The 13,799-nt window shown below is 73.4% G+C and carries 12 protein-coding genes; 8 read left to right on the top strand and 4 right to left on the bottom strand.

Translation table 11 applies throughout. The annotated features are described in order from the left end of the window. Positions 1-30 precede the first annotated feature (30 nt). The 4 genes from IE170_RS25035 to mutM all read left to right on the top strand — a co-directional run bounded on the left by IE170_RS25035 (position 31) and on the right by mutM (position 2,744). Complete coding sequence (locus tag IE170_RS25035) at positions 31-732, top strand: YceD family protein (RefSeq protein ID WP_373299052.1); 702 nt, start codon at positions 31-33, stop codon at positions 730-732. 2 nt (positions 733-734) lie between these two features. Further along, complete coding sequence (gene rpmF / locus IE170_RS25030; RefSeq protein ID WP_026165248.1) at positions 735-908, top strand: 50S ribosomal protein L32; 174 nt, start codon at positions 735-737, stop codon at positions 906-908. 19 nt (positions 909-927) lie between these two features. Beyond that, positions 928-1,734 (top strand): ribonuclease III, encoded by an 807-nt coding sequence (gene rnc / locus IE170_RS25025; RefSeq protein ID WP_189811694.1) that lies wholly within the window; start codon positions 928-930, stop codon positions 1,732-1,734. A gap of 149 nt (positions 1,735-1,883) precedes the next feature. Beyond that, positions 1,884-2,744 (top strand): bifunctional DNA-formamidopyrimidine glycosylase/DNA-(apurinic or apyrimidinic site) lyase, encoded by an 861-nt coding sequence (mutM, locus tag IE170_RS25020; RefSeq protein WP_189811693.1) that lies wholly within the window; start codon positions 1,884-1,886, stop codon positions 2,742-2,744. Here mutM and IE170_RS25015 read toward each other — a convergent pair. Together IE170_RS25015 and IE170_RS33235 are read right to left on the bottom strand one after the other, a co-directional pair. Beyond that, positions 2,717-3,100 (bottom strand): winged helix-turn-helix transcriptional regulator, encoded by a 384-nt coding sequence (locus IE170_RS25015; protein ID WP_189811692.1) that lies wholly within the window; start codon positions 3,098-3,100, stop codon positions 2,717-2,719. The two genes, mutM and IE170_RS25015, sit on opposite strands and share 28 nt — an antisense overlap. A gap of 93 nt (positions 3,101-3,193) precedes the next feature. Continuing rightward, on the bottom strand, positions 3,194-4,048 hold the full coding sequence (locus IE170_RS33235) for a CAP domain-containing protein (RefSeq protein WP_189811691.1): 855 nt from the start codon (positions 4,046-4,048) through the stop codon (positions 3,194-3,196). A 135-nt stretch (positions 4,049-4,183) separates the two neighbouring features. On the opposite strand from IE170_RS33235, the gene IE170_RS25005 reads away from it, so the two are divergent. From IE170_RS25005 to IE170_RS24990, 4 genes are all read left to right on the top strand, one after another. Further along, entirely contained in the window at positions 4,184-4,465 is a 282-nt protein-coding gene (locus tag IE170_RS25005; RefSeq protein WP_114054360.1) for an acylphosphatase, read from the top strand. 348 nt (positions 4,466-4,813) lie between these two features. Continuing rightward, a complete protein-coding gene (locus tag IE170_RS25000; RefSeq protein ID WP_030162422.1) occupies positions 4,814-5,029 on the top strand; it encodes a hypothetical protein in 216 nt (71 codons plus the stop codon). 176 nt (positions 5,030-5,205) lie between these two features. Beyond that, positions 5,206-9,432 carry an AAA family ATPase gene (locus tag IE170_RS24995; protein WP_189811690.1) on the top strand — a complete coding sequence of 1,409 codons (4,227 nt, stop codon included), beginning with the start codon at positions 5,206-5,208 and terminating at the stop codon, positions 9,430-9,432. Between the two features lie 268 nt (positions 9,433-9,700). Further along, complete coding sequence (locus IE170_RS24990; RefSeq protein ID WP_189811689.1) at positions 9,701-11,134, top strand: sugar porter family MFS transporter; 1,434 nt, start codon at positions 9,701-9,703, stop codon at positions 11,132-11,134. A 49-nt stretch (positions 11,135-11,183) separates the two neighbouring features. Here the strand turns inward: IE170_RS24990 and IE170_RS24985 are convergent, their stop codons facing one another. Continuing rightward, the gene (locus tag IE170_RS24985) at positions 11,184-12,161 is read right to left on the bottom strand and encodes an LLM class flavin-dependent oxidoreductase (RefSeq protein WP_189811688.1); all 978 of its coding nucleotides are present in this window, start codon (positions 12,159-12,161) and stop codon (positions 11,184-11,186) included. A 62-nt stretch (positions 12,162-12,223) separates the two neighbouring features. After that, positions 12,224-13,690 (bottom strand): cytosine permease, encoded by a 1,467-nt coding sequence (locus IE170_RS24980; RefSeq protein WP_189811687.1) that lies wholly within the window; start codon positions 13,688-13,690, stop codon positions 12,224-12,226. Positions 13,691-13,799: the final 109 nt, after the last annotated feature.

Raw genomic sequence — 13,799 nt, 5'->3', positions numbered from 1 at the left:
CGCGCGTATCCGTCGCGATCCGCGCTGCCCGTGAGCGGCGGCGTTCTCGATCTTCAGCGATTCCCGAAAGCAGGAACGGCCCTGAACACCCGCCTCGACCACCGCAACCCCCTCGTGTTCGACACGCACGAGCTGGGTCGGCGTCCTGGTGCCATGCAGCGGCTGTCCCGCGAGATCCCGGCTCCGGCGGACCTCGGTCTGGCCGGGGTCATCGGCGTGCCGGAGGGTGCGCCGCTGAAGATCGACCTCCGCTTGGAGTCGGTCATGGAAGGGGTGCTCGTCACAGGCACCGTCCGTGCATCGGCCGAGGGGGAGTGCGTAAGGTGTCTGGAGTCCGTCGGGCGCGAGCTCAAGGCGGACTTCCAGGAGATGTTCTCGTACCCTGACGCCGACGACCGGGGCCGCCCCAAGGCGGAGCCGGCCGACGACGCCGAGGACGACGAGGACACGCTCCACCTTGAGGACGGCTTGTTCGACCTCGAACCCGTGCTGCGGGACGCGGTGGTGCTCGCACTGCCGCTGCAGCCGGTGTGCCGGGAGGACTGTCTCGGTCTGTGCCCCGAATGCGGGACCAGCCTGAACGAGGACCCGGAGCACCACCACGACGCCGTCGACATCCGTTGGGCGGCTTTGCAGGAACTCGTCGTGACCGATCAGGACGGCGAGAAGGACAACATGAGCGGCACTGCATCTGACGACGTTCAGAGCGCCGCCGAGAAGCAGGAGAAGTAGCCGTGGCTGTTCCGAAGCGGAAGATGTCGCGCAGCAACACGCGCCACCGCCGGTCGCAGTGGAAGGCTGCGGTCCCCACCCTGGTTTCGTGTGAGCGTTGCCAGGAGCCGAAGCAGCAGCACATCGCGTGCCCGAGCTGCGGCACCTACAACAAGCGCCAGGTCCTCGAGGTCTGAGCGGCTGGTGAGAGGCGCAATGTCTGAACTGTCCAACGCTGAAAAGCAGGCAGACAGTAACAACGCGGCCTCGTCCCACACGCTTCTGGAAGGGCGGCTCGGGTATCGACTCGAGTCCGCCCTTCTGGTGCGTGCACTGACCCACCGCTCCTACGCCTACGAGAACGGCGGCCTGCCCACCAACGAGCGCCTGGAGTTCCTGGGGGACTCCGTCCTCGGCCTGGTGGTCACGGACACGCTGTACAACACCCACCCCGACCTGCCCGAGGGCCAGCTGGCCAAACTGCGGGCCGCGGTGGTCAACTCGCGTGCGCTGGCGGAAGTGGGGCGCGGCCTCGACCTCGGCTCGTTCATCCGGCTCGGCCGGGGCGAAGAGGGCACGGGCGGCCGGGACAAGGCCTCCATCCTCGCGGACACCCTCGAAGCGGTGATCGGCGCGGTCTACCTCGACAAGGGACTCGACGCGGCCTCGGAGCTGGTGCACCGGCTCTTCGACCCGCTGATCGAGAAGTCCTCCAACCTCGGGGCCGGCCTGGACTGGAAGACCAGCCTCCAGGAACTGACGGCGGCCGAGGGCCTCGGCGTGCCCGAGTACCTCGTCACCGAGACCGGTCCGGACCACGAGAAGACGTTCACTGCTGCCGCCCGCGTCGGTGGTGTCTCGTACGGCACCGGCACCGGCCGCAGCAAGAAGGAAGCGGAACAGCAGGCGGCGGAGTCCGCGTGGCGCGGCATCCGCGCCGCCGCGGACGAGCGGAAGGCCGCCGAGGCGGCCGCCGCGGACGGCGGGTCGCCGACCCCCGCCGAATCCGCGCCGCAGGTCTGACGCCGGCGGGTTCCTGCTCCTTCGGCTCCGCCCGCTCCTGCCGCGCAGGGGCGGGCGGAGCCGTATCCGGGGGAGCCCGGCGGCCGTGCGGGGCGGGCCGGTAGGCTCGCGGGCAGAGCACCGCAGAAGCGCCCGCCAGGAGGAACACCGTGCCCGAGCTGCCCGAGGTCGAAGTGGTGCGGCGGGGCCTCGCTCGGTGGGTCGCCGGCCGGACCGTCGGCTCCGTGGAGGTGCTGCACCCGCGCGCCGTCCGCCGGCACACCGCCGGCGGCGCGGACTTCGCGGACCGGCTGCGCGGCGAGACCATCGGCGTGCCGCAGCGGCGCGGCAAGTACCTGTGGCTTCCCCTGGAGGGGCGGGATCTGTCCGTCCTCGGCCACCTAGGCATGAGCGGGCAGCTGCTGGTCCAGCCCGAGGACACCCCCGACGAGAGGCACCTGCGGATCCGGGTGCGCTTCGCGGACGGCGCCGGCACCGAGCTCCGCTTCGTCGACCAGCGCACCTTCGGCGGGCTCTCGCTGCACGCGACCACCGCCGACGGCCTGCCCGACGTGATCGCACACATCGCCCGCGACCCCCTGGACCCGCTCTTCGACGAGGCGGTCTACCATCGCGCGCTGCGCGCCAGGCGGACCACCCTGAAGCGGGCGCTGCTGGACCAGTCGCTGATCAGCGGAGTCGGGAACATCTACGCGGACGAGGCGCTGTGGCGGTCCCGGCTGCACTACGAGCGGCCCACCGCCACCCTCACGCGCCCCCGGAGCACGGAACTCCTCGGCCATGTCCGGGATGTGATGAACGCGGCGCTGGCGGTCGGCGGCACCAGCTTCGACAGCCTCTACGTCAACGTCAACGGGGAGTCCGGCTACTTCGACCGCTCGCTGGACGCGTACGGGCGGGAGGACCAGCCGTGCCGGCGGTGCGGCACGCCGATGCGCCGCCGCCCGTGGATGAACCGGTCGAGCTACTTCTGCCCGCGCTGTCAGCGGCCGCCGCGCGCGGCGTCGTAGGACTCCCGGGCGGACAGCACCTGCGGCATGCTGCCCTCCAGGAAGTGGATGAGGCCGAGCAGCCGGTCCGCGACCTCGATGCCGAGCGGGGTGAGCTCGTAGTCGACGCGCGGCGGGTTCACCGGCTGTGCGTCGCGGCGGACGATGCCGTCGCGCTCCAGGGCCTGGAGGGTCTGGGAGAGCATCTTCTCGCTGACGCCGTCCACCTTGCGGCGCAGCTCGTTGAAGCGGCAGGAGCCGTCGCGCAGGGCGCCGATGGTGAGGCTTCCCCAGCGGCCGGTGACGTGCTCCAGCGTCTCCCGCGAGGGGCAGGCGCGGGCGAACGCGTCGAACGGCAGGCCAGTCGTCGTCTCCATGCCGCCAGCTTAACGCCGCACAGCGCTGTCGTTACGGGGTGCGCTTTCCGGCGGGTGGTGCTCCGTGCTGTCGGCGGGGCCGGGCGGGCTGCGTCAGAAGCCGAAGTTCTGCGTCCACCAAGGGCCGCCGGCCGCGAAGTGGGCGCCGACGCCGAGGGTGCGGAACTCGCAGTTCAGGATGTTGGCGCGGTGGCCGGGGCTGTTCATCCACGCCTTCATGACGGCATCGGCGTCGCCTTGGCCGCGGGCTATGTTCTCGCCGCCGAGGCCCGATATGCCGGCGGCCGAGGCGCGGTCCCAGGGGCTGCGGCCGTCGGGGTCGGTGTGGGAGAAGAAGCCGCGGGCGGCCATGTCCTTGCTGAACGCCCCCGCCAGCGCTGCGAGCGGCGGGTTGGCGCGGACCGGGCCGCAGCCCGCCTGCGCGCGCTCCTGGTTGACCAGGGCCAGCACGGCCGCCTCCTCGGCGGAGTGGCCGTCGGACGGCTCGGCCGGCGGGACGGGCGGCTTCGGGGCCGGCGGCTTCGGCGCGGCCGGCTTCGGCGCGGCGCTCTTCTCCGGCTCCGGTACCTGGGCGGTCGGGCTGGGGGAGGCCGCGGGGGAGGGGGAGGCGGAAGGGGTCGGCGAGGCGGAGGGGGAGGGCGGGGCCGACGGGGAGGGGGAGGCGGCCTCCGGGGCGCTGGACGCGCGGCCCGACAGGTTGGCCAGGCCGCCCTGCTGCTGGGCGGGCGCGCTGCGCGGCGTGGCCGCCGGCTTCGCCTGGGCACCGCGGCCGTCGCGGTCGGAGGAGACGCCCACGTACGGGAAGGAGTCGCCGACGGGCACCGTGCCCGTCGTCACCGCGGCGGTGCCGAGGACGACGGCCACGGAGACGCCGAGCAGGCCGGAGCGGACGGCGGTGCGGCGAGCGCCGCCGGGGCGCGGCGCGGCGTGGAGTCGGTGGCGTCCCATCCGGCGTACCTTCCTCGCGGGTCGAAGATCGTCCTGAATTCGCCCAAACGGGTGAGTTCATTGAGGCGTGACTGTACGCGAAGGCGTCCCGGGGGCGGTGCGGTCGGAAGGGGTCCGGGCGGATAGCGTTCGCGCATGAGCGAAGATGTCCGCCTGACCGCCTGGGTGCGCGGCCGTGTACAGGGAGTGGGCTTCCGCTGGTTCACCAGGGCCAATGCGCTGGAGATCGGCGGGGTCACCGGGTTCGCCCTGAACCTGGACGACGGGCGAGTGCAGGTCGTGGCCGAAGGTCAACGTGAGAATTGCCACCGGCTGCTGGACTGGCTCCGCTCCGGCGACACGCCCGGCAGGGTCGACGGGGTGACGGAAATCTGGGGCACGCCGCGGGGCGGCTACGAAGGCTTCGCGATCCGCTGACCTACCGGCTGATCATGTACTGATCACACCCGGAAGCGGCCCGCACGGCTCCGGATCTGCACGTTCGCGCCCGACGCGTTGCCGGGCCGGCGCGGGCGTGGAAGGCTCGGAAGAGCGGACGATCTCCACATCCTCTGCGCGAACCGGCCTGCCCGCCGATACGGGGCGTGATCGTGTTGACCGTCAAACTTTTTGGTGAGACGCTGGAAGCCCCGCGCACCCTAGCTGTTTGGCAGTGCTGGCAGAGTTAAGCGCAGTGACTGACAGTCGCTGTCGGACATCCGCGGGTGCGAACCCTCACGACCCACACCGCTTCGGTCGGTCACTCAGTGTGGAGGACCATCCATCATGGCAAAGGCGCTTCTCGGTTACGTCGGCGGTTCCGACCCGCGACTCCTCGCCGAGATGCGACGGCTTCAGCAGCGCGTACAGGACCTCGAGTCCGAGCTCGTACGGATTCAGTCCGAAAACGACGCGCTGAACGCGGCCGCCGCTCAGCACGGAGACTCGCTGCTGGACCGCATCGACATCGACGTACCCCAGGCGGAGCCTGCGCTCACCTGATCCGCGCTCATCGTCGCTCGATTCCAGCCCCGCACGAAACTGCAAGGGACGCTTCGGCGTCCCTTCTTTCCTTTCCCCGCCCCCTCCTCGCAGAGCGGCCCCCGCCGGGGCTCGGCCAGACTCCTGCCCTGCACCTTCGCGGGTGAAACCGAACGCGAAAGGTAGAGTCCGGCGGCGTGCACCTCAAGTCCCTGACCCTGCGCGGCTTCAAGTCGTTCGCGTCCGCGACCACCCTGCGCTTCGAGCCGGGCATCACCTGCGTGGTGGGCCCCAACGGGTCCGGCAAGTCGAACGTGGTGGACGCGCTGTCCTGGGTCATGGGCGAGCAGGGCGCGAAGTCGCTGCGCGGCGGGAAGATGGAGGACGTCATCTTCGCCGGGACGACCGGCCGCCCGCCGCTCGGGCGGGCCGAGGTCTCGCTGACCATCGACAACTCCGACGGCGCCCTGCCCATCGAGTACGCCGAGGTCACCATCACGCGGATCATGTTCCGCGGGGGCAGCAGCGAATACCAGATCAACGGCGACACCTGCCGCCTCCTCGACATCCAGGAGCTGCTCTCCGACTCCGGCATCGGCCGCGAGATGCACGTCATCGTCGGGCAGGGCCAGCTGGACTCCGTCCTGCACGCCGACCCGATGGGGCGCCGCGCGTTCATCGAGGAGGCGGCCGGCGTCCTCAAGCACCGCAAGCGCAAGGAGAAGGCGCTGCGGAAGCTCGACGCGATGCAGGCCAACCTCTCCCGCGTGCAGGACCTCACCGAGGAGCTGCGCCGGCAGCTCAAGCCGCTGGGGCGGCAGGCCGCCGTCGCCCGCCGAGCCGCCGTCATCCAGGCCGACCTGCGCGACGCCCGGCTGCGCCTCCTCGCGGACGACCTGGTGGCACTGCGGGCCGCGCTGCAGGCCGAGCTCGCCGACGAGGCCGCGCTGAAGGAGCGCAAGGACGCCGCCGAGGCGCAGCTCGCCGACGCCGTCCGCCGGGAGGCGGAGCTGGAGGAGGCCGTGCGCTGCCTGGCTCCGCGGCTGCAGCGCGCCCAGCAGACCTGGTACGAGCTGTCGCAGCTGGCCGAGCGGGTCCGCGGGACGGCCTCCCTGGCCGACGCCCGCGTCCGGTCGGCGTCCGCGCCGCAGGAGGAGGAGGAGCGGCGGGGCCGCGACCCGGAGGACATGGAGCGCGAGGCCGCCCGCATCCGCGAACAGGAGGCGGAGCTGGCGGCGGCGCTGGAGGCGGCCTCGCGGGCCCTGGAGGACACCTCCGCGCACCGTGCCGAACTGGAGCGGGCCCTCGCCGAGGAGGAGCGGCGGCTGCGCGACGCCGCGCGGGCCATCGCCGACCGGCGCGAGGGCCTGGCCCGGCTGACCGGGCGGCTCGGCGCCGCCCGCTCGCGGGCCGGGGCCGCCCAGGCGGAGGCCGACCGGCTGGCCGCCGCGCGCGACGCGGCCCGGCAGCGGGCGCATGCCGCGCAGGAGGAGTACGAGGCCCTGGCCGAGGAGGTCGGCGGGCTGGAGGAGCCCTCGGCCGACGGCGAGCACGAGGCCGCGAAGGCGGAGCTCGCGGAGGCGGAGGCGGCGCTCGCCGCGGCCCGGGACGCGGCGACGGCCGCGGAACGCTCCCGCGCGGCGGTCGCGGCCCGGCGGGACGCCCTCGCCCTGGGCCTGCGCCGCAAGGACGGCACCGGCGCGGCCCTGGCCGCCCGCGACCGGCTGACCGGCCTGCTCGGCCCGGCCGCGGAACGCCTCACGGTGGCCCCCGGCTGGGAAGCCGCGGTGGCGGCGGCCCTCGGCGCCTCGGCCGACGCCCTGGCGGCGGACTCCCCCTCCGCAGCGGCCCGAGCCATCCGCCACCTGCGCGCCACGGACGCAGGCCGCGCCTCGTTTTTGATCACGGCCCCGGCCGTACCCGGCCGGCCCGCGCTCCCGTCTCCCGCCGGGGACCGGCTCCCAGCCCCCGAACAGAACCCTTCGGCCGCCCCCACCGTGCCGGCCGGCCGCCGGGCCGGCGACCCTGGGACCTCCCCGGCTGCCCCGGCCGCCCCCGGATCTCCGGCCGTCGGGGCGGGCCCGACCGTGCCGACCGGTGGCCAAGCCGGGGTCCCGGCCGCTGCCGAGGGCGCACCGGCCGCTGCCGTATGTGCGGCCGTCGGGGCGGGCCCGACCGTGCCGGCCGGCCGCCAAGCCGGCGACCCTGCGACCGCCGCAGGTGCCGCGGCCGTTCCCGCCCCCCAGGAGTTCCAAGGCTCCCCGGCGGGGCCGACCCTGTCCGGCGGAGGCCAGGCAAGTGCCGCTGCCATGCTCGAAGGGGGTCCGGCCGGGCCGGCCGCACCCGATTCCCCGGCTGTCCCGGCGGGCCCGCCCGCGTCGGCCGGCCGCCGGGCCGGCGACCCTGCCGCCTGCGGGGGCTCCCCTGCCGCGCCCGGGTTCCCGGCCGTCGGCGAAGCCGCGGGTGTGCCGGCGGCTCCAGTCGCTCCGGGCGGACGTCACGTCACCGCGGTCGCTCCCGAGGGCGCTGCGGCCTCGGCGGCCGATGTCGCGGGGGCCGGCACCGGGGGCTGGGATTCCGCAGCCGAAGGCGGCCCGCTGGGCGCGGACGCGCTGTTCGGGACGCCCGCCGGGGGGCTCGTACACGGGGACGCCGGGCTCGTGCGGGCCGTCGCCCGGGTGTTGCACGGGCACTACGTCGTCGCCGATCTCGGCGAGGCCGAGGCGCTCCTTGCGGCGCGGCCCGACGCGGTGGCCGTGACCCGGGACGGGGACGTGCTCGCGGCGCACCTCGCGCACGGCGGGTCCGCCGGTGCGCCCAGCCTCATCGAGGTGCAGGCCGCCGTCGACGAGGCCGCGGCCGAGCTCGACCGCTTGGACGGGCAGTGCCGGGAGCTGGCCGCCGCCCAGGAGGCCGCGCGGGAGCACCGCCGGGTCTGCGCCGCCCGCGTCGAGGAACTCGGGGAGCGGCGCCGGGCCGCCGAGCAGGCCCGGGCCGGAACGGCCCAGCAGCTCGGCCGGCTCGCCGGCCAGGCGAAGGGCGCCTCCGGCGAGGCCGAGCGCAGCGCCGCCGCCGCCGAGAAGGCGCGGGCCGCGCTGGAGGAGGCGCTGGCGGAGGCCCAGGAATGCGCCGAACGGCTGGCCGCCGCCGAGGAGAGCCACGGCGAAGCCGAGGAGGAGCCCGACACCGCCGTGCGCGACCGGCTCGCCGCCGACGGGGCCAACGCCCGCCAGACCGAGATGGAGGCGCGCCTGCAGCTGCGTACCCACGAGGAGCGGGTCAAGGCCCTGGCCGGCCGGGCCGACGCCCTCGACCGGGGCGCCCGCGCCGAACGCGAGGCGCGGGCCCGGGCCGCGGCCCGCCGCGAGCGGCTGCGCCGGGAGGCCGGGGTCGCCCGCGCCGTCGCCGACGGCGCCCGCCAGCTGCTCGCGCACATCGAGGTCTCCCTCGGCCGCGCCCAGGAGGAGCGTGCGGCCGCCGAGGAGGCCAAGGCCGTGCGCGAACGCGAGCTCGGCGAAGCCCGCACCCGCGGCCGCGACCTGAAGGCGGAGCTGGACAAGCTCACCGACTCCGTGCACCGCGGGGAGGTTCTCGGCGCCGAGAAGCGGCTGCGGATCGAACAGGTGGAGGCCCGGGCCCTGGAGGAGTTCGGCATGGGCGCCGAGTCGCTCACCGCCGAGTACGGGCCCGACCAGCCGGTCCCGCCGAGCCCGCCCGCGGAGGGCGAGGCGCTCCCCGAGGACCCGGAGCACCCCCGCAACCGGCCCGGCCGCTTCGTGCGCGCCGAGCAGGAGAAGCGGCTGAAGGCCGCCGAGCGCGCCTATCAGCAGCTCGGCAAGGTCAACCCGCTGGCGCTGGAGGAGTTCGCGGCCCTGGAGGAGCGGCACAAGTTCCTGAGCGAGCAGCTGGAGGACCTCCGCCGGACCCGTTCCGACCTCCTCCAGGTCGTCAAGGAGGTCGACCGGCGGGTCGAGCAGGTCTTCACCGAGGCCTACCACGACACGGCACGCGAGTTCGAGGGCGTCTTCGCGCGGCTCTTCCCCGGCGGCGAGGGCCGACTGGTGCTCACCGACCCGGACGACATGCTCGCCACGGGGGTCGACGTCGAGGCCCGCCCGCCGGGCAAGAAGGTCAAGCGGCTGTCGCTGCTGTCGGGCGGGGAGCGGTCGCTGACCGCCGTCGCCCTCCTGGTGTCGATCTTCAAGGCCCGGCCGAGCCCGTTCTACGTGATGGACGAGGTCGAGGCGGCGCTCGACGACACCAACCTCCAGCGGCTGATCAGGATCATGGAGGAGCTCCAGGAGAGCTCGCAGCTGATCGTCATCACGCACCAGAAGCGCACGATGGAGGTCGCCGACGCCCTCTACGGCGTCTCCATGCAGGGCGACGGCGTCTCGAAGGTGATCAGCCAGCGGCTCCGCTGAGCCGTCCGGGTGACTCCGAGCCTCTTTCTCAGCCCCGGACCTTCAAGAAGTGAAGCCTCTGCCCAGGGTGCGTCCCAGCAGGTCACGGCATTCGAGGCACATAACCTTTCGTTCGAGTTCACCTCTGGGTATTGACTTCAAGAAATGAACACATAAGCTCGCTGCGCCGCCTCTTCCCTTCGAGTGGTGCCGGTTGTAGACCTGTGCCCCACTGGAAGGAAAAAACACCCCACCCGCCCGCCGTCGCAGCAGGGCACAGGAGCACACCTTGAGCAGCAGCACAGAGAAGGCGCCGGCTCCGGACGGAGGGCGCGCCGCCCGGTCCGACCACCTCGGGCACGTCATCTTCATCACCGCGGCCGCCGCGATGGGCGGTTTCCTCTTCGGCTACGACAGCTCGGTCATCAACGGCGCCGTCGTCGCCATCCGCGACCGCTTCGACGTCGGGTCCGAGGCCCTGGCCCAGGTCATCGCGGCCGCCCTGATCGGCTGCGCGCTCGGCGCCGCCACCGCCGGCCGCATCGCCGACCGGATCGGCCGAATCCGCTGCATGCAGATCGCCGCCGTCCTCTTCACCGCGAGCGCCATCGGCTCCGCCCTGCCGTTCGCCCTGTGGGACCTGGCCGCCTGGCGCATCGTCGGCGGCTTCGGCATCGGCATGGCCTCGGTCATCGGCCCCGCCTACATCGCCGAGGTCTCCCCGCCCGCCTACCGAGGCCGCCTGGCCTCCTTCCAGCAGGCCGCGATCGTCATCGGCATCGCCGTCTCCCAGCTGGTCAACTGGGCCATCCTCAACCTCGCGGGCGGCGACCAGCGCGGCGACCTCGCCGGCCTGGAGGCCTGGCAGTGGATGCTCGGCGTCATGGTCGTCCCGGCCGTGCTCTACGGGCTGCTGTCCTTCGTCATCCCCGAGTCCCCCCGCTTCCTGATCTCGGCCGGCCGCACCGAGCAGGCCCGCAAGGTCCTCGCCGAGGTCGAGGGCTCGCACGCAGACCTCGACGCCCGCGTCGCCGAGATCGAGCACGCGATGCGCTCCGAGCACAAGTCCACCTTCAAGGACCTCCTCGGCGGCCGCTTCGGCCTGCTGCCCATCGTCTGGGTCGGCATCGGCCTGTCGGTCTTCCAGCAGCTCGTCGGCATCAACGTGATCTTCTACTACAGCTCCTCGCTGTGGCAGTCCGTCGGCATCGACCCCTCGAGCTCCTTCCTCTACTCGTTCACCACGTCGATCATCAACATCGTCGGCACGGTGATCGCGATGATCTTCGTGGACCGCCTCGGCCGCAAGCCGCTCGCCCTCATCGGCTCGGTCGGCATGGCCCTCTCGCTCGGCACCGCCGCCTGGGCGTTCTCGTACACGACCGGCACCGGCGACGACATCACCATGCCCGACCTCCAGGCCGCCGTCGCGCTCGTCGCCGCCCACTCCTTCGTGCTCTTCTTCGCGCTCTCCTGGGGCGTCGTGGTGTGGGTCCTCCTCGGCGAGATGTTCCCCAACCGCATCCGCGCCGCCGCGCTCGGCGTAGCCGCCGCGGCCCAGTGGGTCGCCAACTGGCTCATCACCGTCACGTTCCCGTCGCTGGCGGACTGGAACCTGTCCGGCGCCTACGTGATCTACACCGTCTTCGCCGTGCTCTCGATCCCGTTCATCCTCAAGTGGGTGCCGGAGACCAAGGGCAAGGCGTTGGAGGAGATGGGGTAACCATCCCCCGCCACCACCCCGCTCCTCACGCAGGCGGTGCTGCCCCGGCTCACTTCCCGAGCCGGGGCAGCACCCGTTCGCACATCAGGTGCAGGCTCCGCCAGCCCTCGTCCGGCGGCATCCCGCCGCACAGCGGGTGCAGCACCAGGCTCTCCGCCCCCCGGGCGTACTCCACCGCCTCCTCCGGCGTCAGCACCCGGTAGACGCCCTCGGCGCGCAGCTCCGCCACCGAGCCCGCCGCCGAACGCACCGCACTGCGCACGCCCCCCGACTGCCAGGAGGCGTACGCCCGCGCCTCGTGCAGGAAGCACGCGCCGTGCTCGGCCCAGACCCGGTCGGGGTCATCCGCGAGGTGCAGCAGCGCCGTCCGCGCCGACGGCATCATGCAGAACCCCTCCCGGCCGTACGCCGCGAGCTGCTCCGCGTAGTACGCCGCCAGCTCCGGCAGGTGCGCGCCCGGGAAGAAGGGCAGCCCCAGCCGGGCCGCGCGCCGCGCCGCCGCCTTCGAGCTGCCGCCGACCAGCAGCGGCGGGTGCGGGCGGGTGTACGGCGCCGGCGTCACCCGCACCGTGCGGCCGCGGAAGGCGAACGGCTCGCCCGTCCACGCGGCGAGCAGCGCCTCCAGCAGCTCGTCCTGGAGCCGGCCGCGACGGGCCCAGTCGACGCCGTGCTGCTCGTACTCCTCCCGGCGGTAGCCGAGGCCCGCGACGGTGACGAGCCGCCCGCCGCTCAGCAGGTCGAGGACGGCGATGTCCTCGGCCGCGCGCAGCGGGTCGTACAGCGGGCCGATGATCGCCGAGACGGTGACGGTGATGCGCCGCGTCGCCCCGAGGACGGCGCCCGCGAACGCCAGCGGGGAGGGCAGCCAGTTGTTGCCCGTGCCGTGGTGCTCCTCCGTCTGGACGGTGTCGATGCCGCGGTCGTCCGCGTACCGGGCCATCTCCAGGGCAGCCCGGTAGCGGGCCGACAGGGTCCGCGGCGTGCCGTGCGGGTCGACCAGGTTGAACCGGGCCACGGTGGCGGGCATGCGGAAGTCCCCCTTCGCCGGATGCGGTGCGCGGGCGAAGGGGGACGGTAGCCGAGGGGGCGTCAGATGGACAGGGCCCCTGCGGGCTCGGCCTCAGGCCGGGACGCGCCCGCCCCGCCCTGCGGCCCGCCCGGCCGCGGCGCCGCCGGGCGCGGGAGGACGGCGTACAGCACGCCCGAGGTGAGGATGCCGACGGCCCAGCCCAGCCCGTTGGCCCCGATCCAGGTGTCCGCGAGCGGGCCCGCGAACCAGTCCACCCTGGTGAACAGCAGGCCCGCGGCGAGCGCCGCGCCCCAGGCGGCCATCGCCTGCCAGGCGTAGCCGCCGCGGTACCAGTAGGCGCTGGTCCGTGTCGTGTCCATCAGCGCCTCCCCGTCGTACGAGGTGCGGCGCAGCATGTCGGCGCCGAACACGCCGATCCAGGCGGAGAAGGCCACCGCCAGCAGCGTCAGGAAGGAGATGAACGAGCCGAAGAAGCTCGTCGCGACGACCATCAGCAGGAAGCCGAACACCAGGCTGATGGCGGCGTTGACGCTGACCGCGGCCGCGCGCGGCACGTTGATGCCCAGGGTCTGCGCAGTGAACCCGGCCGAGTACATGGACATCGAGTTGATCAGCAGCATGCCGACGAGGGCGATCAGCAGGTACGGGACCGCGATCCAGGCGGGCAGCAGCTCCCCGATGAACGAGACCGGGTCCTGCGCGGAGGCCAGGTCCGGGGTGCCCACCGCCATGACGGCGCCCATCAGCACCATCGGGATCACGACGACGGCCGCGCCGCCGACCGTCGCGCCGACCACGCCGCGGGCGGAGGCCGTGCGCGGCAGGTAGCGGGTGAAGTCGGGGCCCGACGGCACCCAGCTGATGCCGCCCGCGGCGATCGTGCCGATGCCGGCGACCATCATCGCGGTGGAGCCGGCCGGCCGGTCGAAGACGGCCCGCCAGTCCGTCTCGGCGACCAGGTAGCCGAGGACGAGCACGCTGAACGCGCCGAAGAGGTACGTCGACCAGGTCGAGCAGGCGCGCAGCGCGCTGATGCCGAGGCCCGAGACCAGGAACGTGCAGCCCACGAAGAGCAGCAGGGCCACCACGATCAGGAAGGTGTTCTTCTCCACCCCGAACAGCAGGTCCACGACGGTGAGCAGGGCGAAGGCGCCGCTGACCGCGTTGATGGTCTCCCAGCCCCAGCGGGCGACCCAGATCAGCGCGCCGGGGAAGAGGTTGCCGCGCTGCCCGAAGACGGCCCGCGACAGCGCCATGCCGGGCGAGCCGCCGCGCTTGCCGGCCAGCGAGATCAGCCCGACGAGCCCGTACGAGACGACCGGCCCGGCCACGGCGACGACGAGGACCTGCCAGACGTTGAGCCCGTTGGAGATCACCAGGCCGGCGCCCATGGTCAGCAGCAGCACGCTGATGTTGGCGGCGACCCAGGTGGGGACGAGTTCGCGGACGCGCCCGGTGCGCTCCGCGTCGGGGACGGGTTCCAGACCCCGGGTCTCTATCGCGCCGTCGGGAGTCTCGGCAGGCATACGTGCTCCGATGAGGTGATTTTCGGGAATTCGACCCTCATCGTAGTTTCCGCCGCAAAAGCACGAACGGCGGGGAAGGTCCCGGTGCGCGGCCCCGGTGCCGGGCGGA

This window comes from Streptomyces toxytricini (assembly GCF_014649915.1).
Lineage (GTDB): Bacteria > Actinomycetota > Actinomycetes > Streptomycetales > Streptomycetaceae > Streptomyces > Streptomyces toxytricini.
The sequence above is the reverse complement of the archived record's forward strand: the minus strand, read 5'-3'. Positions and strand labels throughout refer to the sequence as shown.

Bases quoted from the DNA above. Each gene is read 5' to 3' on its own strand.
- IE170_RS33235 (WP_189811691.1), bottom strand. From the start codon at position 4,048: ATGGGACGCCACCGACTCCACGCCGCGCCGCGCCCCGGCGGCGCTCGC.
- IE170_RS25015 (WP_189811692.1), bottom strand. From the start codon at position 3,100: ATGGAGACGACGACTGGCCTGCCGTTCGACGCGTTCGCCCGCGCCTGC.
- IE170_RS24985 (WP_189811688.1), bottom strand. From the start codon at position 12,161: ATGCCCGCCACCGTGGCCCGGTTCAACCTGGTCGACCCGCACGGCACG.
- IE170_RS24980 (WP_189811687.1), bottom strand. From the start codon at position 13,690: ATGCCTGCCGAGACTCCCGACGGCGCGATAGAGACCCGGGGTCTGGAA.
- IE170_RS25000 (WP_030162422.1), top strand. From the start codon at position 4,814: ATGGCAAAGGCGCTTCTCGGTTACGTCGGCGGTTCCGACCCGCGACTC.
- IE170_RS25005 (WP_114054360.1), top strand. From the start codon at position 4,184: ATGAGCGAAGATGTCCGCCTGACCGCCTGGGTGCGCGGCCGTGTACAG.
- rnc (WP_189811694.1), top strand. From the start codon at position 928: ATGTCTGAACTGTCCAACGCTGAAAAGCAGGCAGACAGTAACAACGCG.